The organism is Haloferula sargassicola (genome assembly GCF_040362925.1).
In the GTDB taxonomy this organism is placed as follows: domain Bacteria; phylum Verrucomicrobiota; class Verrucomicrobiia; order Verrucomicrobiales; family Akkermansiaceae; genus Haloferula; species Haloferula sargassicola.
The window spans coordinates 1-22,304 of the sequence record NZ_BAABRI010000010.1 but is presented as its reverse complement, the minus strand read 5'-3'; the positions used below and the strand labels follow the sequence as shown (position 1 = coordinate 22,304).

Sequence of the window (22,304 nt, the reverse complement as noted above, 5' to 3'; positions counted from 1 at the left end):
AGCGCCGCATCCGGCAAGGGATTTGCGATTGATTCGGCCCCGTGCCGCGCCATGGTCGGCCCATGGGAACCCGCAAGTGGAAGATCCGCTATCTACGCCTCGTGCGGCGGGTCCACCGGCTGGTTTCCCATCCCCGACTGCGCCACCGCGAGTGGTGGAAACCGGTGCGCGCCTCGCTGACCGACCGCCGCTTGTGGCACCCGTGTCGCGACACCGTGGCCAACGGCGTCTCCATCGGCCTGTTCTTCGCCATGATGCCGATGCCGGGCCAGTCGATCGCGGCCGCCACCATCGCCGCCCGCTACCGCGCGAACATTCCGTTCGCCGTCGGCTCCACCCTCTTCACCAACCCCTTCACCTCCCCCCTGATCCGCCCGCTGCAGTACAAGGTGGGCGGATGGTTGCGGGAAAACCTGCACATCCCGATGCCCCATCTCGGCGAGGTGGACCTCCAGTTCCGGAGCCGGTTAGTCGAGCTGAATGTCTCGGATTTCATCCTCGGCTTCCTGGTGACCGGCATCGTGATGGCGCTGCTGGCCTTCCCGGTGGTGCACCTGTTTTCCGCACTCCTGCCCCACCACCTGCCGATCCGGCCGGTGGTCATCCGGAAGCGGAAGAGCGAAAACTCTTCTCCCTGATCCGCCCGCCGCAGAAGGGCGCCCCAAGCCGCTTCTCGATCCTCAGCTCGGGAAAAACGAAACGCTCGGCCGCCCGCGCATCCGCCCCCTTCATCCACCGGAGGAGGAGCAGCCCGCCGCCCAGGGCCAAGCCGGCAATCGCCAACCCCAGCACCACCACCTTCCAGCGGCCCGTGGGGCCCTCGGCGTCGTGCAGGACCGAGCCCTCGATCCCGTCGAGCAGCACGCCGATCATCTTTTCCGCGTGGTCCATCGATCCCGTCGGCATCCGGCCGAGATCCTGGATTTGCTGGTCGATCATCAACTGGTCCTGCGGCGGAACCATCCCGCCCCGCAGCACCGGAATGGGGTGCTGGCCGTCGGACTCGATCGAATCCCCCTCCGCCCAATTCAGCCAGAACTGGCCGTTGCCCGTCTCCACCACCAGCAGCACACCGGGCTGGCTGCCCAACCAGGCCTCCTGCAGGCGCACCACCTCCTCGCCCATCGTGCGCCCGATCAGACTGCCGTAAAACACCACGTAAATCGGCAGGCCGGACTCGGCCGAGACCTTGCCGACCCGCTGCTCGAGCGCCTCGAGCCGCGACGGCTCGGTCGAAAACAAACGCGCGTCATCAAGAATCCCGCCCGGCGGACGCGGGGGCACCGGCAACGCGGCCGGGCCCTGAGCCATCACCGGCATCCAGGCTGCGATCAGCCCGAGGTAAAACCACCACCGCTTCATCGCCGTCATGCTGCCCCAGCCCAACCGCTGCCGCAAGCCGCCGCTCACGGCTTCGCCGCCAGCTGCTTGGCCCGTTTTTCCGCGATCATTCCGGAAACGAAGAGCAACACCGCCGCCACGCAGATGCAGGAGTCGGCGACGTTGAAGGACGGCCAGCGGTAATCGATGACCGGCAGGGTAAAGTCGAGGAAATCGACCACATAACCCGCCTTCAGCCGCTCCCACAGCGGGGCGCCATGCATTTCCTCGAGCAGCGATCCCTGCACCAGCCGGTCGGTCAGGTTGCCGACGATCCCGGTGAGCAGTAGCGCCACCGCGAGGAAGCCGGTCTTGCCGACGAAGAACTTCTTTTTCAGGCCCACCGCGATCAGCACGAAGGCCGTCAGTGACACGAAGGGAAACACCAGTGGCGCCCAGTTCGAGCCGTTGCCCATGCCCCAGGCCACACCCTGGTTGTGGACGCGGACGAGGTTGAAATAGCCCGGGATCACCTCGATCATGTGCTCCTCCTTGGCGCCCTCCCGCCACGGCGGCAGGAAACGCCCCACCACCCAGAACTTCGTGACCTGGTCGAGCACGTAGAGCGGCAAGGTCACGCCGAGCAGCCACGGCCACAGCTTCCGATTGCCGGTTTCCGGACCAGCGGCCTTGTCGGTGCTCATGGCTTCAGGCTTGGGCTACGACCCCGTCGCAGCGCTCGCAGACTTCGCCGACCAGCTCTTCGTAACGCCGGCAGCGCGGGCACATCGGGTTCTCCGACTTCGCCACCTTCACGGAAAACTCCGCGCCGGCGGACACGTCGAACTCGGCCACGATGAAGAACTCCTTCGCGAAATCCTCGTCGCTGAGCAGCGGATAGACCGCCTCGCCCTCCTTCACGACCAGCGTGACGGCGGCCTCGTTGTTCTTCTTGAACGCCTTGGCCTTCACCTGCTCCTCGATCGCCTGCTGCACGTCGTGGCGGATCTCCAGCAGACGGCTGACCTTCTTCGTCGCCTCGTCGCCGGCAAAGGTCGGGTCGGGCTCGGGGAAATCCTGCTCGTGCACGCTGCCTTCGGTGAAAGGAGCGAACTCCCAGGCCTCGTCCGCGGTGTAGGCGAGGATCGGCGCCAGCAGCCGGGTCAGGCTACTGAAGACATCGTACATCGCCGTCTGGCTCGCGCGGCGGCGGACCGACTTCGGCAGGTCGCAGTACATCCGGTCCTTGGTCGCATCGATGTAGACCGCCGACAGCTCGGCGGCGCAGAACTGGTTGAGCTCGTTGAAGACCTTGCGGAACTCGTAGCGCTCGTAGGCCTTGCGGCACTCGCCCACCACGGCGTGCAGCCTTTCCAGGATCCACTGGTCGAGCACCGGCATGTGGCTCGCCGCGACGCGGTCGCTGGACGGATCGAAGCCGTCGAGGTTGCCCAGCAGGATCCGCAGCGTGTTGCGCAGCCGGCGGTAGGGCTCGGCGACCTGCTTGAACAGGTCCTCGCCGAACGGGACCTCGTTCTGCCAGTCCACGGAGGAAACCCAGAGCCGCACGATGTCGGCGCCGTACTTGTTGTAGAAGTGCGCGGCGTCGATCGGCTTGCCGGCCTTTTCCGCCTCGGACTTCGAGAGCTTCTTCTTGTCCTTGTCGACCACGAAGCCGTGCGTGAGCACCGACTTGTAGGGCGCCGTGCCGCGATACGCGACGGACATCATCAGCGAGCTCTGGAACCAGCCGCGGTGCTGGTCGGTCGCCTCGAGATAGAGGTCGGCCGGCACGTGCAGCTCGTCGTGTTTTTCCAAAACCGAGACATGCGAGCAGCCGGAGTCGATCCACACGTCGAGCGTGTCGCGACACTTCTTCAGGCCGGCTTTCAGGCCGAGGCGCTCGCAGAGTTCCTCGTCGGAGAGCTCGAACCAGACATTGGTGCCTTCCTTCTCGACCAGGTCGGCGACCTTGCGCGCGGTCTCGGCGCAGAGCACGGCTTTCCCGTCCTCGAAGAACACGGGCAGCGGCACGCCCCAGGTGCGCTGGCGGCTGATGCACCAGTCCGGCCGCGCCTCGACGGTGCCGTAGATCCGGTTGCGACCCCACGCGGGCAGCCACTCGGTCTTGTCGATCTCGTCGAGCGCCGTCTGGCGCAGGGTATCGAGGGAAATGAAGAACTGCTCGACCGCGCGGAAGATGATCGGTGTCTTCGAGCGCCAGCAGTGCGGGTAGCTGTGCTGGTAGTCCTCGCGGGCCAGCAGCACGCCCTTGCCTTCGAGCAGCTCGATGATGGTTTCGTTGCTCTGGAACACGTGCTTTCCGACCAGACCGGGCAGGCCGCACTCGTCGGTGAAAAGGCCGTCGTCATCGACCGGCGACAGCACGCCGAGCCCGTACTGCTGGCCGACCGAGTAGTCGTCCGCGCCGTGGCCGGGGGCGATGTGGACCGCGCCGGTGCCGGTCTCGGTGGTGACGAACTGGCCGAGGATGATCTTCGACTCGCGGTCGAGGAAGGGGTGCTTGGCAGAAAGGTTCTCCAGCTCGCGGCCCTTCAATTCCTTGAGGGTCGTGACCAGCCGCATGCCGGTTTTTTCCGTCAGGGCCTCCACCAGCTCCTTGACCACGATCAGGATCTCCTTGCGGCCGCCGCCGTCGAACTGGCCGACGATGTAGTCGAAGTCCGGGTGCACCGCCACGCCGAGGTTGGCCGGCAGGGTCCACGGGGTGGTCGTCCAGATCGCGATCGAGGCGTTGCCGATGCCGAGCTTCGCGGCGGCGCTCGGGGTGAGCGCGAATTTCACGTAGATCGAGGGCGAGACCTTGTCCTGATACTCCACCTCGGCCTCGGCCAGGGCGGTGTGGGCGCCGTAGCTCCACTGGACCGGCTTCTTCGATTGGTAAACCACGCCGTCCTCCACCAGCTTCGCGAACACGCGCACGATCCCGGCCTCGTAGCCCGGATTCATGGTGAGGTAGGGGTTTTCCCAGTCGCCGAAAACGCCGAGGCGCTTGAAGGAGCCGCGCTGGATGTCGATGAACTTTTCCGCGAACTCGGTGCAGCGGCGGCGGATCTCGGCGGGCTCGAGGCCCTGCGCCTGCTTGACCACCTTGAACTCGATCGGCAGGCCGTGGCAGTCCCAGCCGGGCACGAAAGGTGCCTCGAAGCCGGCCATGGTCTTCGATTTCACGACCAGGTCCTTGAGCACCTTGTTGAGTGCGGTGCCCATGTGCACATCGCCGTTGGCGAAAGGCGGGCCGTCATGCAGCACGAACTTCGGCGCGCCCTGCGCCTTGCGGCGCGAAATGATGCGCTCGTAGAGACCATCGGACTCCCAGCGGGCGAGTCGCTCCGGCTCGCGCGCGACGAGATCGCCCCGCATGGGGAAATCCGTCTGCGGCAGCAGGACCGTGTCTTTGTAATCGGCGCTCATGAGGAAAAGGGCGCGGACACTAGCAACGCCATCCGGCCGGGTCAACTGCGGGGGAGTGCTCGTAAAATCCAAGATCTGAAGGGGCCGGACAGGGCCGCTGTCGGGTATCGGACACCGATCTCGCCAGGGTGGGTGAAAGGAATCCCGGACGACCACCGTTCGCACCGGGCTCCGGCGCACTGCTGATTCATGAGACGTTTTTTGCTTCCGATCACCCTCCTGCCTGCGGCCGCCCTGGCCCAGGAACCGGCCCAGGTTTTCCAAATGAACTGCTCCGCCTGCCACGCGGTCGACCGGATGGTGGTCGGGCCCTCGCTGGTGGAAATCTCGGGCATCTACCGTGGGCGACCGGACGAGTTCGTGAAATGGTGCCTGCAGCCCGAGCCCAAGCGCCCCGGGGCGATCGAGATGCCCTCCATGGCCCACCTCGGCGAGGAAACGCTACGCAGCCTGCTGCCCTACATCCTGGAAACCGCCGAGGGAAAGTCGGAGATCAAGAAGTCCGACGCCGACCCCTTCGCCATGCCCGCCGCGATGGTGCGTCGGCCTCAGGTGCAGCGGATTTTCCTGCCCGATGCCTCGCCGGCCGCGATCGCCGTGGCCCTGCCTGGCGACCTTTCCTATTGCTTCGATGCGGCGGAGTGCCGCCTGCGCTACGTCTGGCAGGGCGGCTTCATCGACGGCTGGCCGTACTGGAAGGGCAATGGCAGCTCGATCGCGCGCCTCGGCGGAAACGTGGTCTATCGCGAGGACGATTTCCCTCTCCAGTGGGCGGTCATCGGCAGCGAGCCGCCGCCGAAGTTCATGGGCTACGAGATCGGCGACGATGGCCTGCCGACCTTCCATTTCCTCCGCGGGAAGACCAAGGTCGCCGAAAAAATCACGCCCCTGGCCGATGGCACCGGCATCGAGCGCCACTTCGAGACCTCGCCCGCCAAGGCGCTCAAGGTCACCGCGCCCGACAAGATCACGGTCAGCTCCTCCACCGGCAGCCTGCGCCTCGATGCCTCCGCCGCCAAGTCCTTCACCCTCACCTACCGCTGGAAATGACGCGCCTGTTTTCCCTCGCCCTTCTCGTTTCCGCCGCGGCGGCCGCGGAGCCCTTCACCTTCGACGCGATGCCGAATCCGTCCGGGGTCGATCCCCAGGTCGGTGGCCTGGACGTGCTCCCGGACGGCAAGGTCGCCGTGGCCTTCCACCGCGGCGAGGTCATGATTTTCGATCCGGAAACGGAGAGCTGGAGCCCGTTCGCCGGAGGTCTTCAGGAGCCGCTCGGGCTGCTGGCGGAAAGCGATTCCAGCCTGCTGGTCATGCAGCGCGCCGAGCTGACCCGCCTGAACGACGTGGATCACGACGGCAAGGCCGACATCTACCAGACCGTCTTCGATGGCTTCGGCATGTCGGGCAACTATCACGAATTCGCCTTCGGCCCCGCCAGGGCACCCGATGGCTCGCTTTTCATCGCCCTGAACGTCGCCTCGAACGGTGCCGGCGTCCGCCCGGAAATCCGCGGCGAGTGGTCGGAGCCCGGCGACTTGGATTTCAAGCAGATGGTCGACGACGGCAAATGGCGCGACCGCTCCGGCAAGGCCGGCCGGATGTATTCGCGCGTCCCCTACCGTGGCTGGGTCATCCGGCTCTCGCCCGATGGCAAGAAAGCCGAGCCCTGGGCCTGCGGGTTCCGCTCGCCGGATGGGATCGGTTTCGACGCCGAAGGCCGGCTGCTCGTCGATGACAATCAGGGCGACTGGCGCGGGACCTCGCCGCTCTATGTCGTGGAAAAGGGCGGCTTCTACGGCCATCCCGCGTCGCTCGTGTGGCGTGAGGACTGGAAGGGCGGCGACCCACGGAAAATGTCCGTTTCCAAGCTCGACGACATGCGCACCAAGGAGACGGCCCGGTTTCCGCAAGGCGATCTCGCGAACTCGCCCACCCAACCCGTGGTCATCCCGGAAAACTGGGGCCCCTATGCCGGCCAGACCCTGATCGGGGAAATGAACCAACCCCGGCTGGTCCGTTTTCTGGCCGACGAGGTCGATGGCTTCACCCAGGGCACGCTGATCCCAATGTTCGACGGCACCCCGCTCGGCGCCGGCAACCACCGGCTCGCCTTTTCCAAGGACGGCACGTTGTGGATCGGCAAAACCCACTTGTCATGGGCCGGCGACGAGGGGCTCTTCAAAATCAAGCCAGCGGCCCCCTCCCAGGTCCTCACCGTCACCGGCGTCCATCTGGAAAAAGCCGGCGCGCGGCAGCGGTTCCGCATCTCCTTCAACCGCCCGCTCAAGGATGCCGGCAAGCCTGAGATCGAGAGCTTCGACTACAAGTATCACGAGGACTACGGCTCGCCGAAGATCGACGAAGCCAAGCTCAAGCTCGACAAGGTGGAACTCGACCGCAGCGGCCGCGAGCTGGTGATCGAAACCAAGGCCCGCCCGGGAAGCATCCATCACCTGAAGCTCGGCAAGCTCGTCGCCGAGGACGGCACCCTGCTGGACGCCGGCTCGCTCTACTACCAGGTCACGCGCCTGCCTTGATCAGGCGACTTCCATCATCGGCCGGGTTCGGCTGGCCGGCAGAGGCTTCCCGGTTTGATCGAAGTGCTGGATGAGGTCCTCAATCACCTCGCACAACTCCCGATAAACCTGAACCGGATCATCCCCGTGGATCCCGGTGATCAAATCCGGGCATTTCCCGATGTAGACCTGATCCTCCTCGCTCCACTCCACCCACTTGTGATACCGGTCGATCGTCTTCATGCTTGCACAGCTTCGATGGCCTTCCTGACATGTTTTTCCTGATAGTGTTTCACGTCGTCGCCGGACTTGCCGCTCAGGGTCACGGCCCCGGCAAAATCGGGATGAATGAACTTCCGATGTGAGCCTTTTCCAGCCCCCGACACCAATTCGAACCCGGCAGCATGAAGGTCTTCGACGAGCTCCCGGATCTTTCGTGGCACGCTCACAGCCTACCCATGCCTCCCGGCTTCCGCAAGCACCCGAACTGCAATCTCGCGAAGTCTCAATTCTCCTTTGCGCCTTGGCGTCTTTGCGGTTCCCCTCCTCCCGCACCCATGCACCCCGTTTCCCCACCCCGCGCGTGGGCGGAAATCGAGCTTTCCGCCCTGAAACACAATCTCGAAGTCGCCCGCGAACGTTCCGGTTGCCGCGTCATGGCGGTCCTCAAGGCCGGCGCTTACGGCCATGGCCTTGAGGAAATCGCCCGCTTCCTCGCCACCGAGGAGGTCGCCTTCTTCGGCGTCGCCAACGTCGGCGAGGCCCGCCGTATCGCGGATGCCGGCGTTTCCACGCCCATCTACCTGCTCGGCGCGACCTGGGCCGGCGAGCGCGAGGAGATCGTCGACCGCGGCTGGGTGCCCTGCCTTTCCACGCTCGATGAGGCCCGCCATTTCTCCGACCTCGCCACCGCGGCCGGGAAAAAGCTGACCTGCCACATCTCGGTCGATACCGGCATGGGCCGCGGCGGCTTCCTCCCCGCCGACCTGCCCGCCGCCATGCCGCACCTCGACGCGATGCCCGGCCTCGTGATCGACGGCATCGGCTCCCACCTGCCCAGCGCCGATGAGGACGAGGCGTTCACCCGCGGCCAGGCCGCCCGCTTCGCGGAAATCGTCGGCCTGCTCGGTGGCGCCGAACGTTTCCGCTGGATCCACCTCGGCAACAGCGCCGGCCTGCTCGGCTACGACCGCGGCCCCTGCAACCTCGCGCGCCCCGGCCTCATGCTCTACGGCATTTCCCCGCTACCCGGCCACGGCGACGCGCTGCGCAACGTCATGACGCTCAAGTCGCGCGTGTCCGTCGTCCGCCAGCTCCCCGCCGGCCACGGCGTTTCCTATGGCCGTGCCTTCGTCACCACCCGCCCGACCGCCGTCGCCACCGTCGGCATCGGCTACGGCGATGGCTACCCGCGCCACCTCTCCGGCCAAGGCGCGGAGGTCGTCATCCGCAGCCGGCGTTTCCCGCTGCTCGGCCGCGTGACCATGGACCAGATCATGGTCGACGTCACCGGCTCCGACGTCGCACCTGGCGACGAAGTCGAGCTTTTCGGCCCGAACATCCGCGTCGATGAGATCGCGCAAAAGGCCGGCACCATCGCCTGGGAAATCCTCACCGGCATCACCCCGCGCGTCACGCGGATTCATCTCTGATACCCATGGACCGCCTCGTTCCCGCCCGCGCTGCCGATGGCTCACTGAAAGACGAGCGGGTCGCGGTCGAGGAGCCGCTCCAGATCACGCTCGATGGCTGTCCGGTCGCCGTCGTGATGCGCACGCCGGGGCACGACGACGACCTCGTCCGCGGCTTCCTGGTCACCGAGGGCATCCTGAAATCCACGGCCGCCATCCGCCGCATCGACCTCGATTCGAAGGACAACCACGCCCTCGTTTTCCTCGCCGACGACGCTGAGTTCGACCCCGCCCGCCTCCAGCGCAATCTCTACAGCGCCTCCTCCTGCGGCATCTGCGGCAAGGCCAGCATCGACGCCATCCTGGCCGGCTTCGCCCCGCTGGAAAACGCCCGCCGTTTCCCCGCGGCCGCCCTGCTCGGCGCCCCGGAACGCCTCCGGGCCGCCCAGGAAACCTTCGACACCACCGGCGGCCTCCACGCCGCCGCACTCTTCGATGCCGATGGCGAAATGCTCGCCCTGCGCGAGGACGTCGGCCGCCACAACGCCGTCGACAAGCTCGTCGGTCACGCGCTTGCTACTGGATTCGCCGTAGAAGACACCTTCCTCCTGGTCTCCGGCCGCGTTTCCTTCGAGATCATGCAGAAGGCGCTCGGTGCCCGCATCCCGCTGGTCGCCGCCATCTCCGCGCCCTCGTCGCTGGCGGTCGAGTTCGCCGTCCGCTCCGGCCAGACCCTCGTCGGCTTCCTGCGCCCGCCCCGCTTCAACCTCTACGCCGGCGGGCTTGATCGCTGCTAGCGGCGGGACTTTTCCGACAAGTTCCAGAGCGATTGGCCGTTTCCATGCTACGCTCCGCCACGACCCATGCTCGCACCCTTGATCGCCCTCGCCTCCGCCATCGACTACCCGAAAACCAAGACCAGCGACCTTGTCGAAACCCTCCACGGCGTCCAGGTGGCCGACCCCTATCGCTGGCTCGAAGATGACAACTCCCAGGAAACCAAGGCCTGGGTCGAGGCGGAGAACAAGGTCACCTTTTCCTACCTCGACGGCCTGCCGGAGCGCGATGAAATCAAGCAACGCCTGGCAAAACTCTGGAACTTCGAGCGTTTCGGCCTGCCCGAAGAACAGGGCGGACAATGGTTTTTCACCCACAACTCCGGCCTGCAGAACCAGAGCGTGCTGATGACCGCCGCCGCGCCCGACGCCGAGCCGCGGGTCCTGCTCGATCCCAACACGCTCTCCGACGACGGCACGGTATCGCTCGCCGACTACCAACCGAGCCGCGACGGCAAGCTGCTCGCGTGGTCGCTTTCCCGCGGCGGCAGCGACTGGAATGAAATCCGCATCCGCGATGTCTCGACCGGCAAGGACCTCGAAGATGAGCTGAAGTGGGTCAAGTTCAGCGGCATGTCGTGGCTCGAGGACGGCAGCGGGTTCTTCTACAGCCGCTACCCCGCACCCGGGGACGGCGCCGCCCTCACCGAGCGCAACCGCAACCACCGGATCTATTTCCACAAGATCGGAACGCCTCAACAAGATGACCGGATGGTTTATGAACGGCCCGATCAGCCGGACTGGAACCTCTCCGGTTCCGTCACCGACGACGGCGATTACCTGATCATCCAGGTCAGCGACGGCACCTCCACCGACAACCGCGTGTTCTACCAAAAGATCTCGGACGGCGAGACCGTGGAACTCCTCGACCAGGCGGATGCCAGCTACGGCTTCGCCGGAAACATCGGCAGCAAGTTCTACTTCCTGACCAATCTCGACGCCGCCCGCTACCGGGTCATCGCGATCGATGTGGAAAAGCCCGACCGTAAGAACTGGGAGGAAGTCATCCCGCAGACCGACGACCTGCTCGACAACCTCTCGCTGGTCGGTGGAAAGCTGGTGTGCACTTATCTTCACGACGCTCACACGGAGATCGCCGTCCACGACCTGCACGGGGAATTCCTACGCCAGGTCGATCTTCCCGGCATCGGCTCCGCCGGCGGCTTCCACGGCCGGATCGGCGACAAGTTCACCTACTACGGATTCAGTAGCTTCACCGACCCCGGCGCGGTGTTCCGATACGACCTGGAAAGCGGGACGAGCACGCTGTGGAAAACGCCCGAGATCGATTTCGACGGCTCCGCTTTCGAGACCAAGGAGGTGTTCGTTTCCAGCAAGGACGGCACGAAGATCCCCGTGTTCCTCGTTCACAAGAAGGGCCTCAAGCTCGACGGCAGCCACCGCACGCTGCTCTACGGCTACGGCGGCTTCAACATCAGCATGTCGCCCGGCTTTTCCGTTTCCCGCGCCGTCTGGCTGGAACGCGGCGGGGTTTTCGCCATGGCCTGCATCCGCGGCGGCGGCGAGTTTGGCAAGGAATGGCACGAGTCCGCCATCCGGCTGAAGAAGCAGACCAGCTACGATGACTTCATTTCCGTGGCCGAATGGCTGCAGGAGAAAAGCTACTGCACGCCTAGTAGCCTCGCCATCCAGGGCGGCAGCAATGGCGGCTTGCTGGTCGGTGCCTGCATGACCCAGCGGCCTGATCTTTTCGGCGCCTGCCTGCCCGCCGTCGGCGTGATGGACCTGCTGCGTTTCCACAAGTTCACCATCGGCTGGGCGTGGAAGAGCGACTATGGCGATCCAGAAGATCCGGAAGAGTTCGCCAGCCTGTTCAAGATTTCCCCCTATCACAACCTCAAGCCCGGCACCCGCTACCCGGCCACGCTCGTCACCACGGCTGATCACGACGACCGCGTGGTGCCCGCCCACAGCTTCAAGTTCGCCGCCCGGCTCCAGGCCTGCCAAGCGGAGGACGGCCCGCCGGTGCTGATCCGCATCGAGACCAGCGCCGGCCACGGGGCGGGCACCGCACTCGACAAGGTGATCCAGGTCTCCGCCGACCAGTGGGCTTTCCTCGAGGCCAACCTCAAGCCCTGAGCGGGCGAAAACTTTGCACTTCGGTCGGCCGCGGGCGCCCCTTAGCGTCCGGCCATGCGCATCGGCATCCTCGGCTCCGGTTCCGGCTCCAACATGCAGGCCATCCTCGATGCCATCGGGGCCGGCACGCTCGACGCGGAAATCGCCCTCGTCCTCTCCGACGTCCCCGGTGCCTACATCCTCCAGCGCGCGGAAAACCACGGCATCCCCGCCCGTCTCATCGACTGCCGCGGTTTCAAGACCCGGTTCCCCGAGGAGGCTCAGCAGGAAACCGCCGACGCCCTCAAGGCGGCCGGCTGCGACCTCGTCTGCCTCGCCGGTTTCATGCGCCTGGTGAAACAACCGCTGCTCGACGCCTTTCCCGATCGCATTCTCAACATCCACCCCGCCCTGCTTCCCGCCTTCCCCGGCGTCGCCGCCTGGAAGCAGGCCGTCGAGGCCGGCGCCACCGAAAGCGGCTGCACCGTCCACTACGTCGATGCCGGCATGGACACCGGCCCGGTGATCCTCCAGGCCAAGGTTCCTGTTCTTCCTGACGACACCCCCGAGTCCCTCCACGCCCGCATCCAGGTCGAGGAACACCGCCTCTACCCCGAGGCCATCCGCCTTCTCCAATCGGAACGCCGGCTCTAACCGGCCCGCCCGCCCATGCAGTCGCTCCTCCACCTCAAAGCGCGCCTCACCGCCACCGTCCTCGGCTCCGAAGACGCCGCGCAGCTCCTGCTCATCGCCCTGCTCGCCCGCGGCCACGCCCTGATCGAAGGCCCGCCCGGCATCGGAAAAACCTCGCTCGCCCACACGCTCGCCAGCTCGATCGGCGGCCGCTTCAAGCGCGTCCAGTTCACGCCCGACCTGCTTCCCGCCGACCTGCTCGGCTACTCGCTCTACCGCATGGACCGGGGGGATTTCGAGTTCATCCCCGGACCCGTCTTCGCCCACTGCCTGCTGGCCGATGAAATCAACCGCACCTCGCCGCGCGTCCAGAGCGCGCTGCTCGAGTGCATGAACGAGCACCAGGTCACGCTCGACGGCACCACCCGCGCCCTGCCCGAGCCCTTTCTCGTCATCGCCACCCAGAACGACACCGACCCGCACGGCACCTTCCCGCTCCCCGAACCGCAGCTCGATCGTTTCCTGCTCTCCATCCGCATGGGCCTGCCGCCCGCGGAAACGCAGAGCCGCATCCTGGTCGACCACGCCGCCGGCCGCATCGGGACCGAGCCCGATGCCCTTCTGCAGCCCGCGGAAATCCTCGACCTCCAGCAGCAGGTCCGCGCCCTGGCGATTTCCGACAGCCTCGCCGCCTACATCGTCGAGCTCTGCGAATCGCTCCGCCGCCTCGCCGGCAGCGACGCCGCCGTTTCCGTCCGCGCCTCGCTCGCCGTCCTGCAAGCCGCCCGCGCCGCGGCTTTCCTCGACGAAGCCGCCGCCGTCCATCCCGATCACATCCAGCGCGTTTTCCCCGCCGTCCTGCGGCACCGCCTCATCCCCGCCGACGCCTCCGACCCCCTCCCGCTCATCCGCTCCGCCCTGGAAAACACTCCGGTCCCGTGACCTCCGCCAGCATCCGCACGTAGTTCCCCCTTCAGGGGGTCGCACTGCCAGCGCGCCCCATCGCCGACCCGCTCTCCGCAACCCCCTGAAGGGGGAACTACCTACAGCCCCCGACCCGCTCAAAGAACTCCGCCCCCATCCGCACGTTGTTCCCCCTTCAGGGGGCTGCACAGCCAGGGCATTCCACACACCCCCCATTCACCCAGCCTCCCAAACCCATGTACCTCTGGCGCCGTCTCACCCCCTCCCAGCGCGCCGAGCTTCTCCATTTCCGACAGAAACAGCAACGCCCCTGGCACCGCCCTCCCCATTTTAGAAGCGAGGAAATCCGCCACTACCACATCGCCGCCGCTTGCTACAACCACCAGCCCCACATCGGTCGCGATCCTCAACGCCTGGACGACTTCACCGACTCGCTCCTCACCCTTCTCCCCGAAGAGCCCGCCGCCTGGTGCATTCTCCCGAATCACTACCACCTCCTCATCCGCACCGACGACCTCAAGTTCCTGCTGAAAGAGCTTTCTCGTCACCACGGCCGCACCTCATTCCGCTGGAACGCCGACGACCAAACCCGCGGTCGGAAAGTCTGGCACGGCATTTCCGACCGGCGCCTTCGCAGCTCCGGCCACTTCTGGGCGACGCTCAACTACATCCACCACAATCCGGTCCATCACGGCTACGTCGAGAAATGGACCGACTGGCCGTGGTCCAGCGCCGCCTCATATCTAACCGAGTTGGGTCGCGAAAACGCCGAGCAAATCTGGCGAACCCACCCCCTCGGCCACTACGGCCAAAAATGGGACGACCCCAAGCTCTGAGATCCGCCACCATCCGCATGTTGTTCCCCCTTCAGGGGGCCGCACTGCCAGAGCGCCCCATCTCAAACCCGCTCTCCGCAACCCCCTGAAGGGGGAACGACGTGCAGCCCTCCGCCCACTCAGAGAACTCCGCCAGCATCCGCATGTTGTTCCCCCTTCAGGGGGCCGCACTGCCAGAGCGCACCATCTCAAACCCGCTCTCCGCAACCCCCTGAAGGGGGAACCACGTGCAGCCCTCCGCCCACTCAGAGAACTCCGCCAGCATCCGCATGTTGTTCCCCCTTCAGGGGGCCGCACAGCCAGAGCGCACCATCTCAAACCCGCTCTCCGCAACCCCCTGAAGGGGGAACGACGTGCAGCCCTCTGCCCGCTCAGAGAACTCCGCCAGCATCCGCACGTTGTTCCCCCTTCAGGGGGCCGCACTGCCAGAGCGCCCCATCACACCCCCGCTCTCCGCAACCCCCTGAAGGGGGAACGACGTGCAGCCTCTTGCCCACTCCACCCTTGCCATGCCGTCTTCCCCCCATTATCCCTCCCGCGCCTTGATCACCAAGCGTCACCTCCGCCGTCTCGTCGCCCTTGCCCTTTGGCTCGGGCCCGCCGGCGTGTGATGGGATCAGGAAAACGACCACTCCACCACCCACCCGGCTGCCTCCAGGCTCGCCGGGTTTTTCATTTCCCGGGACCTCGCGGCAGCACCCGAACCGCATGACCACCACCCCGTCCGAAAAGACCGGCATCACTCTGATGCTCGGCTCCGTCGTCGCCTTCGCCGCCAATGCCCTGTTGATCCGCGGGCTCTCCCTCGCCGTACCCGCGGCCGATGGCTGGGTGGCTTCACTCTTCCGCGGCGTCGTCGGGCTGCTCGTGGTCGCCCTGTTTTTCTGGCGCAAGGGCTTCCAGCCGCGCCACCTGTTCACCCACCCGCTGCTCATCGTCCGCGGCCTGCTCGGCGGTTTCGGCATCCTCGCGCTCTACATCACCGTCGTGAAACTCGGCGCCGGGCGGGCGGTCATCATCAACCTCAGCTACCCGATCTTCGGCTGCCTGTTCGCCTCCATCTGGCTCGGCGAAACCCTGCCCGCGCGATCCTGGGCGTGGATGATCGCCGGCTTCGCGGGCCTGCTCGTTTTCCTCGGCGGCGGGATCGAGATGGCCATCGGAAAATACGATCTTCTCGCCCTCGCCGGAGCCATCGCGGCGGGCGGCGTCATCACCCTGATCCGCCAGCTCCGCCACACCGAGAACACCGCCACCATCTACGCCTCGCAGTGCCTCGCCAGCGTGCTCTTCACCGTCGGGCCCGCCGCCGGGCCGTCGATCTCGCTGCCGGCGGGTCCTTTCCTGCTGATGACCCTCGCCGCGGCACTCGTCGCCATCGCCCAGCTCGCCATGACCCACGCCTACCGCACGCTCTCGGTCGCTCGCGGATCCTCGATCCAGATGCTGCTGCCGCTCGTCACCGCCATCGGTGGTTGGGCCATTTTCCACGAAACCTTCACTTTGCTCGAAGCCGCCGGCGCGGGCCTGACGCTGCTCGCCACCTGGCGGGTCATCGCCGCGCCCAAAACCAAGGCCGCGACTTGAAATCCACCGCCAACCCGCCTAAACCGCGCCCTTCCCCATGTCCTACATCCTTCCGACCTACGGCCGTTTCCCCGTTACCCTCGTCCACGGCGAGGGCACCCGCGTGTGGGACGACCAAGGCAAGGCCTACCTCGACTTCTGCTCGGGCATCGCCGTCTGCGCGCTCGGCCATTCGCCGCAGCCGCTGGTCGATGCCATCCGCAAGCAGGCCGCCACGCTGATCCACTGCTGCAACCTCTACCACATCCCGCAGCAGGAAGAACTCGCGCGCACGATCGTCGAAGACCACGTCCGGATTCCGGGAAAAGTCTTCTTTTCAAACTCCGGTGCCGAATCGAACGACGGCCTCATCAAGTCGGCGCGCAAGTTCGGCCACGCCCGGCCGCAGCCCGACGGCTCGCCGAAGTACGAGGTTCTTAGTTTCAACCAATCCTTCCACGGCCGGACCCTCGGCGGCATCAACGCCACCGGCCAACAGAAGGTGAAGGAAGGCTTCGACCCGCTGCTCCCCGGCTTCCGGCACTTGCCCTTCAACGACCTCAACGCGCTCACCGCCGCCATCCGGCCCGAGACGGTCGCCATTCTGCTCGAGCCCGTCCAAGGCGAGGGCGGCGTCAACGTCGCCACCCCCGAGTTCCTGCTCGGCGTGCAGGCGCTGTGCGAAAAACACGACCTCCTCCTGCTCCTCGACGAGGTGCAGGCCGGGTTCGGCCGCTGCGGTGACCCGATGGCCTGGCGCGAGATCGTCCCCGGCCTCGAACCCGACGGCATCAGCTGGGCCAAGGGCATGGGCGGCGGTTTCCCCATCGGTGCCTTCTGGCTCTCCGACCGGCTCATCGATGGCGAAAAACCGCTTTCCTCCCTCATGGGCCCCGGCTCGCACGGCACCACCTACGGCGGCAGTCCGCTGGCCTGCGCCGCCTCGCTCGCCGTGCTGCGGGAAATCGCCGACCGGAAACTCATCGACAACGTCCGCGCCCGCGCCGCGCAGATTTCCGAGGTCGTCGTCTCGTGGCAGCACCCGCTCGTCACCGAGGTCCGCGGCCTCGGCCTGCTCATCGGCATCGGCCTCGATGTCGAAAAGATGACCGTGCCCGAAGGCAAGCTCCCCGCCATCCACCTCTCCGCGAAGCTGCTGGAAAACGGCCTGCTCGCCCCGCCCGCCGGCCCCGCCACCCTGCGCCTGCTGCCCCCTTTGAACGTCTCCGAATCGGAAGTCTCCGAAGCCCTCGAAATCGTCCGCACCACCCTCGACACCCTCATTTCCCAGCCATGAAAAACCTCCTCACCATCGAAGAACTCACCGACAAGGAAATCCTCCGCCTGCTCGACAGCGCCGAGCTGCTCAAGCGCCAGCGCGGCCGCGATGGCAAGCCGCTCGAAGGCCAGACCTGGGCGATGATCTTCACCAAGTCGTCCACCCGCACTCGCGTCTCCTTCGAGGTCGGCATCCGCGAACTCGGCGGCTCGCCCATGTTCCTTTCCAAGAACGACATCCAGCTCGGCCGCGGCGAGCCGATCATCGACACCGCCCGCGTGCTCGGTCGCATGGTCCACGGCGCCGTCATCCGGACCTACGCGCAGCAGGACATCGTCGACTTCGCCGAATACTCCGGCATCCCGACCATCAACGCGCTGACCGACGACGAACACCCCTGCCAGATCCTCGCCGACCTGCTGACCATCCGGGAAAAACTCGGCAGATGGGAAGGCAAGAAGATCGCCTGGGTCGGCGATGGCTTTTCCAACATGACCATCTCCTGGATGTGGGCCGCCAAGAAGCTCGGCTTCGACTTCGCCGTCGCCTGCCCGCCCGACTACGCGCCCACCGCCGGGTTCCTGCAGAAGCTCAACGCCCCGAACATCAGCGTCACCCCCGACGCTGCCGAAGCCGTCGAGGGCGCCCACGTCATCAACACCGATGTCTGGCTTTCCATGGGCCAGGAGGACCACCCGGAAAAGGAGGCCGCCTTCGGCCCCTATCAGGTGAATGCCGAGCTGCTCGAGGTCGCCGCGCCCGGCCACATCGTCCTCCACTGCCTCCCCGCCTACCGCGGCAAGGAGATCACCGAGGAAGTCCTCGAAGCCCACGCCGGCAATATCTTCCAGCAAGCCGAGAACCGCCTCCACGCCCAGAAGGCCGTCCTCGCCGCACTCGCCTCCGTGGCGCGGGGTTGAGTCAGCGCCGGGCCTTCAGCCAAGCCTCCAAGAGTTCCGGCCACACGGCGAGGTTTCCGTTTCCGTGGAGCCCGTAGCCGTGGCCGCCCTGCTCAAACATGTGGAGGGCGACCGGCACACCGTGAGCCTTGCACGCTTCGGCGAAACGGAGGCTGTTGCGGCAATCGACCATGTCGTCCGAGGTGGTCAGCAGGAAGCAGGGCGGGGCTTTCTCCGACACCTGTCTTTCGGTCGAAAGAGCCTCCAAAAGTTCCTTCGATGGATCCGGTCCGGCCAGCCGGCGCCGGGATCCCTGGTGAGTGATGTCGCCCATCGATATCACGGGATAGACCAGCACCGCGAAATCCGGCCGACAGCTCAGCTGGTCGATCTTGTCCTTCGTTTCCTGATCGAAGGCTTCATCGAATTTTGTCGCGCACAGGCTTGCCAGGTGGCCGCCGGCGGAAAAACCCATGACGCCGATTTTTCCCGGGTCGATGCCCCACTCCTCCGCATGCGCCCGCATCGTGCGGATGGCGCGTCGGGCGTCGAGATAGGGCACGGGGAAATGATAGCCCAGCTCGTCCCGGCCGCTCACCCGGTATTTCACCACCATCGCCGTGATGCCCCGCCCGGCCAGCCACTGGCCGAACTCGTGGCCTTCGTGATCCATCATCGCCACCGTATAGCCCCCGCCGGGGAAAATCACGACGCCCTGGCCTGTGGCTTTCCCCTCGGCAGAATGCAGAAAATATTGGGGCTGCCCGATGTCCGTATAGGCCGCGCGATCTCCCACCTTCTCCGTGCCCTCCGCCGGCTTCGGAGCCCCGGGGGCCTCCGTTTCCCAGAGCGGAGTCCATTCCGCCGCCATGGTCATTCCCACCAACACCAGACCGATCAGCATCCTTCTCATGGCTCTGAATACAGCGCCCGCGCTCCGCTTTTTCAATCCAGACGAAGCCGCGCCTCCTTGCGCCGGACCACACGCCCGCCTGCGAGCATCACTTTCGACGGCGCGCCGGGCTCCAGCATGGCGAGCACCCGATCAACCGCCGCCCGATCGAGATCCGGGATCCCCGCGTTCCTGAGGAAGTCGAAAACACAGGCCCGGCGGACGGGCTCAGGCAGCTCCATCAGCCGCCGGACATGCAGGCGGCCTTGCGGGTCCACGGCCGCCGCGTGCTCCACCGCCCACGTCTTGATCTCCTGAAGTTCCCGGCCGTCCGATGCGGCTCGCGCCATGGCCGCGGCGGCATCCCGCCCCGCGATTTCATCCAGCAGCGGGAATGCCTCGAGGCGCAGCCGGTTGCGGACCGTCACCGGTTCCAGATTCGTCCGGTCCTCCCGGAACGGCAGTCCACGCGCCTCCAGCCAAGCCCGCAGCTCGCTCTTCCTGGCTCCGAGCAGCGGACGGATCAGCTCCATTTCCACCCCCGAAACCGTCAGCCTCTGGCTCTCCGTCATCCCCGAAAGGCCATAGCTGCCACGAATCAGGTTCCAGAGCACGGTTTCCGCCTGGTCGTCGGCATGGTGCCCCAGCAGCACCTTCCGGACCCCATGGCCCTGCGCGCATTCCGCAAAAAAACGGTGCCGGGCCTCGCGGGCGGCATTTTCAAACGATGACCCACCGGCATGACTCCAATTTCCCAGCTCAAACGGCATCCCCATCCCGGCAGCCACTCCGCGGACGAAATCCGCGTCCCGATCGGATTCTTCGCCCCTCGACTTGTGGTTCAAGTGACAGACTACCAGTCGCTTGAAGCCAGCCGACATCAGGAAGTGCAGCAGTGCCATGGAATCCGCCCCGCCGGAGACACCGACCAGATAGCCCGCTTCCTTGTCCGCGTGCCGCAACCACCCTGGCTCTTCAAGCATCCGGGCCATCTTCATTGTCCCCGGCGCGCGGGCAAGAAGCGAACGGGTCGCGACAATCTTTCTCCTTGTGTGGCCCCTTGCCCGGCATAGCTTGAACTGACTCGGGCAGCTTTGCTTTCCCGGGCCCATAAAAACCGGGGAACCCGTTCCCCAAACCATAGAAACAAAAGATAAAGCCATGAAAAACAACAACTCGCGCCGCCGAGGTTTCACTCTCGTGGAACTTCTGGTGGTCATCGTCATCATCGCGGCCCTCGCGGGCCTCTCGGCACCGATGGTCCTCCGCCAACGCAAGGCGGCCGACCGGACGCAAGCCATCAATAACGCGAAGCAAGTCGGCATGTACCTGATCGAGTTCGACCAGGAATTCGGCTCGTTCCCGGACAACACCACCGCCCAAGCCGTCAAGGACGCCATGGGCACCAAGCTGGACCTGTCGGGCAACACCTCGAACGACTACTTCCGCCAGATCATCGCCTACGGCGCCGACAACGAAGACATCTTCTACACCAAGACTCCCTACACCCGGAAGCCCGACAAGGACATCTCCCCGGGCAAGGCCCTGTCCCAAGGTGAGGTCGGTTTCGGCTACATCATGCTTTCGGCGGAAAAAGGTCAGAACAGCACCGGTAACTCGAACCGCCCGGTTCTTGCCACCCCGCTGCTCGATGCCCAAACCAACTGGACCTTCGACCCCGGTCCGTACGGTGGCAAGGCGGTCATCCTCCGCCTCGACAACAGCGTTGAGGCTCCTCCGATTCGTGAGGACAACAACATGGTCATGATTGGTGGTGGCAAGACCCTCCAGAAGAACGGCCAAGGCTCCGTCTGGGGCAACGTCAACCCGGTCATGAAGGCGCCCGACACCGGAATGGGTTCGGGCAGTGTCAGCACCGGAGCCGGCTCCACCACCTCCGGTGACGATCTCGAACTCGAGTGATCGCCCTCAACATTCCTTGAACTCCCAGACCGGAAGGCGGAAGCCTTCCGGTTTTTCATTTGCGCACCGGCACCGCGGAAATTCCACTTCGGTCATGAGTGACGATCCGGTTCAAAACACCGCCTTCATCCCCTACCCCGTCTCGACCCTGAGTCCCCGGATCACCCCGACCGACCTCAGCAATTTCAAGAGCCGGGGAATTTCCCAGGTCGAAAGCGAGCTCGCTCAGAAACTTGTCGAGCTCCGCGAGGCCTATTGGGCCGCCATCGACCACTTCAATTGGAACAAGCTGGTCTATGAATCCGACATCCAATTCGAACCCGTGGTCGGGAACACCTACCACCTCTACGAAGCTCGTGGGCGCCGGCAGTTGTCCATGATTCCTCCCCACGAATGGCACCTCTCCCACATCGCCTCGGTGCGGCTGAATGTGGATCGGCAGTGGCAGCTGGTGGAGGTGAACCCGAGCCTTGACCCCGCCAGTCTGTTCCAAACCTCGACCTGAGCACGTTTTCGCTTTCCTCCCCTGCCCGCCCATCCTATCACCGCCCCGCCATGACCCGCCCCCAGATCGAACTGAGCATCAAATTCTTCATCGTGCTCCTGATCATCGCCTTCGCCGGTGCGGCCACGCACGTCCTGCGGATGCTTGGAATTCTCTGATTTCCCTCCATTGGGAGCGGACTCCCGATCGGCGACCCGCCTTCGGCGCGAATTGTTTGGCCGACGCAGCCGATCCGCGCTTTCGTGGAGTCGAAACATGCCTGAGCCCGCCTGCCAGATCCGCCATCTTGTGGAGTTTCACGAAACCGACATGGCGGGGATCGTTCACTTCTCCAACTTCTTTCGTTACATGGAGAAATGCGAGCACGCGTTCGCTCGCAGCCTGGCCCCGGATCTCGATTACTTGAAAGTCGGGCCCGAGGCCACTTGGCCACGCGTTCATGCCAGCTGCGACTTCCGCCAGCCTGCTCGCTTCGGACAGGAGCTCGTCATTCAGCAATTTGTAACCTCAGTGCGGCGCTCGTCGATCCACTATCGATTCGAGATTCTCCACGAATCCACCTTGCTCGCGGAGGGGAAAATCGTGGTCGCCCATGTCGTGCGCGACCAGGGCCGATTTACTGCCAGCCCGCTTCCAAGCCCTCTTCGAGCCAAGCTAGAAGCCCACTGCTCCTGATTCGAACCCCACTCCTCTGCGACCCACAAGCGCATCGGCGAGAAGATCACCGACCAGCTCGACGTGGAGCCGGCGAAGTTTTTCATCACGCGCACCATACGCCCGGTCTTCCGACGCAAGGATGCCCGGCCGCTGCCGCCCGTGGTCGCCCCCCGCACCCGCCACTCCGCTGGCCGGCGGGCTGCCCTCCGCGGCCATGCTCGCCCTGCTGCTGGTCACCAAATACCTCGGGGATGTCCCTCAGATCGTTAGAATCGGTGGGAGCCGGTCGGGTTGAGATTCATCGGTTGGTGGCTTTCTGACAAGCTTGCTTCTGCCCCGCGTTGTCGCTCGGAGCAGAGGACGAGGGCGCGGC

At 65.5% G+C, this 22,304-nt stretch carries 23 protein-coding genes; 16 read left to right on the top strand and 7 right to left on the bottom strand.

What is annotated here, in order from left to right; translation table 11 throughout:
* Positions 1-62 precede the first annotated feature (62 nt).
* Positions 63-638 carry a DUF2062 domain-containing protein gene (locus tag ABXH26_RS10005; protein WP_353566922.1) on the top strand — a complete coding sequence of 192 codons (576 nt, stop codon included), beginning with the start codon at positions 63-65 and terminating at the stop codon, positions 636-638.
* Here ABXH26_RS10005 and ABXH26_RS10000 read toward each other — a convergent pair.
* The 3 genes from ABXH26_RS10000 to ileS are packed head-to-tail and all read right to left on the bottom strand — an operon-like array spanning position 601 to position 4,755.
* Positions 601-1,362 (bottom strand): hypothetical protein, encoded by a 762-nt coding sequence (locus ABXH26_RS10000; protein WP_353566921.1) that lies wholly within the window; start codon positions 1,360-1,362, stop codon positions 601-603. The genes ABXH26_RS10005 and ABXH26_RS10000 overlap by 38 nt on opposite strands.
* Before the next feature lie 44 nt (positions 1,363-1,406).
* Positions 1,407-2,024, bottom strand: a complete 618-nt coding sequence (locus ABXH26_RS09995; RefSeq protein WP_353566920.1) for a signal peptidase II — start codon at positions 2,022-2,024, stop codon at positions 1,407-1,409.
* A gap of 4 nt (positions 2,025-2,028) precedes the next feature.
* Entirely contained in the window at positions 2,029-4,755 is a 2,727-nt protein-coding gene (ileS, locus tag ABXH26_RS09990; RefSeq protein ID WP_353566919.1) for an isoleucine--tRNA ligase, read from the bottom strand.
* Between the two features lie 189 nt (positions 4,756-4,944).
* Between ileS and ABXH26_RS09985 the strand changes: the two genes are divergently transcribed.
* Positions 4,945-5,805: a hypothetical protein gene (locus ABXH26_RS09985; RefSeq protein WP_353566918.1), complete on the top strand. Its 861-nt coding sequence runs from the start codon at positions 4,945-4,947 to the stop codon at positions 5,803-5,805.
* Complete coding sequence (locus tag ABXH26_RS09980) at positions 5,802-7,292, top strand: DUF7133 domain-containing protein (RefSeq protein ID WP_353566917.1); 1,491 nt, start codon at positions 5,802-5,804, stop codon at positions 7,290-7,292. Before ABXH26_RS09985 ends, ABXH26_RS09980 begins: the two co-directional genes overlap by 4 nt.
* On the opposite strand, the gene ABXH26_RS09975 is transcribed toward ABXH26_RS09980, so the two are convergent.
* Entirely contained in the window at positions 7,293-7,514 is a 222-nt protein-coding gene (locus ABXH26_RS09975) for a pilus assembly protein HicB (protein WP_353566916.1), read from the bottom strand.
* Complete coding sequence (locus ABXH26_RS09970; protein ID WP_353566915.1) at positions 7,511-7,714, bottom strand: type II toxin-antitoxin system HicA family toxin; 204 nt, start codon at positions 7,712-7,714, stop codon at positions 7,511-7,513. The genes ABXH26_RS09975 and ABXH26_RS09970 overlap by 4 nt, the downstream gene beginning before the upstream one ends.
* A gap of 114 nt (positions 7,715-7,828) precedes the next feature.
* Between ABXH26_RS09970 and alr the strand changes: the two genes are divergently transcribed.
* The 9 genes from alr (at position 7,829) to argF (ending at position 17,975) form a co-directional block, all read left to right on the top strand.
* Positions 7,829-8,923: an alanine racemase gene (gene alr / locus ABXH26_RS09965; protein WP_353566914.1), complete on the top strand. Its 1,095-nt coding sequence runs from the start codon at positions 7,829-7,831 to the stop codon at positions 8,921-8,923.
* A 5-nt stretch (positions 8,924-8,928) separates the two neighbouring features.
* Positions 8,929-9,699, top strand: a complete 771-nt coding sequence (gene fdhD, locus ABXH26_RS09960) for a formate dehydrogenase accessory sulfurtransferase FdhD (protein WP_353566913.1) — start codon at positions 8,929-8,931, stop codon at positions 9,697-9,699.
* 66 nt (positions 9,700-9,765) lie between these two features.
* Entirely contained in the window at positions 9,766-11,838 is a 2,073-nt protein-coding gene (locus ABXH26_RS09955; protein WP_353566912.1) for a prolyl oligopeptidase family serine peptidase, read from the top strand.
* 54 nt (positions 11,839-11,892) lie between these two features.
* Positions 11,893-12,471 (top strand): phosphoribosylglycinamide formyltransferase, encoded by a 579-nt coding sequence (gene purN, locus ABXH26_RS09950; protein WP_353566911.1) that lies wholly within the window; start codon positions 11,893-11,895, stop codon positions 12,469-12,471.
* A gap of 15 nt (positions 12,472-12,486) precedes the next feature.
* On the top strand, positions 12,487-13,392 hold the full coding sequence (locus ABXH26_RS09945) for an AAA family ATPase (RefSeq protein WP_353566910.1): 906 nt from the start codon (positions 12,487-12,489) through the stop codon (positions 13,390-13,392).
* 218 nt (positions 13,393-13,610) lie between these two features.
* Positions 13,611-14,210, top strand: a complete 600-nt coding sequence (locus ABXH26_RS09940) for a hypothetical protein (RefSeq protein ID WP_353566909.1) — start codon at positions 13,611-13,613, stop codon at positions 14,208-14,210.
* A 708-nt stretch (positions 14,211-14,918) separates the two neighbouring features.
* A complete protein-coding gene (locus ABXH26_RS09935) occupies positions 14,919-15,797 on the top strand; it encodes a DMT family transporter (RefSeq protein WP_353566908.1) in 879 nt (292 codons plus the stop codon).
* Between the two features lie 37 nt (positions 15,798-15,834).
* Positions 15,835-17,073 carry an aspartate aminotransferase family protein gene (locus tag ABXH26_RS09930; RefSeq protein ID WP_353566907.1) on the top strand — a complete coding sequence of 413 codons (1,239 nt, stop codon included), beginning with the start codon at positions 15,835-15,837 and terminating at the stop codon, positions 17,071-17,073.
* The gene (argF, locus tag ABXH26_RS09925) at positions 17,070-17,975 is read left to right on the top strand and encodes an ornithine carbamoyltransferase (RefSeq protein ID WP_353566906.1); all 906 of its coding nucleotides are present in this window, start codon (positions 17,070-17,072) and stop codon (positions 17,973-17,975) included. The genes ABXH26_RS09930 and argF overlap by 4 nt, the downstream gene beginning before the upstream one ends.
* A gap of 1 nt (position 17,976) precedes the next feature.
* On the opposite strand, the gene ABXH26_RS09920 is transcribed toward argF, so the two are convergent.
* Both ABXH26_RS09920 and tilS read right to left on the bottom strand, forming a co-directional pair.
* Positions 17,977-18,867 (bottom strand): alpha/beta hydrolase, encoded by an 891-nt coding sequence (locus ABXH26_RS09920; protein ID WP_353566905.1) that lies wholly within the window; start codon positions 18,865-18,867, stop codon positions 17,977-17,979.
* A 32-nt stretch (positions 18,868-18,899) separates the two neighbouring features.
* Positions 18,900-20,009, bottom strand: a complete 1,110-nt coding sequence (gene tilS, locus ABXH26_RS09915) for a tRNA lysidine(34) synthetase TilS (protein ID WP_353566904.1) — start codon at positions 20,007-20,009, stop codon at positions 18,900-18,902.
* Here tilS and ABXH26_RS09910 point away from each other — a divergent pair.
* The 4 genes from ABXH26_RS09910 (at position 20,008) to ABXH26_RS09895 (ending at position 22,226) form a co-directional block, all read left to right on the top strand.
* Positions 20,008-20,769 (top strand): type II secretion system protein, encoded by a 762-nt coding sequence (locus ABXH26_RS09910; RefSeq protein ID WP_353566903.1) that lies wholly within the window; start codon positions 20,008-20,010, stop codon positions 20,767-20,769. The genes tilS and ABXH26_RS09910 overlap by 2 nt on opposite strands.
* Before the next feature lie 94 nt (positions 20,770-20,863).
* Positions 20,864-21,274 carry a DUF2452 domain-containing protein gene (locus ABXH26_RS09905; protein WP_353566902.1) on the top strand — a complete coding sequence of 137 codons (411 nt, stop codon included), beginning with the start codon at positions 20,864-20,866 and terminating at the stop codon, positions 21,272-21,274.
* Between the two features lie 255 nt (positions 21,275-21,529).
* Positions 21,530-21,949, top strand: a complete 420-nt coding sequence (locus tag ABXH26_RS09900) for an acyl-CoA thioesterase (RefSeq protein WP_353566901.1) — start codon at positions 21,530-21,532, stop codon at positions 21,947-21,949.
* A 121-nt stretch (positions 21,950-22,070) separates the two neighbouring features.
* A complete protein-coding gene (locus ABXH26_RS09895) occupies positions 22,071-22,226 on the top strand; it encodes a hypothetical protein (RefSeq protein ID WP_353566900.1) in 156 nt (51 codons plus the stop codon).
* Positions 22,227-22,304: the final 78 nt, after the last annotated feature.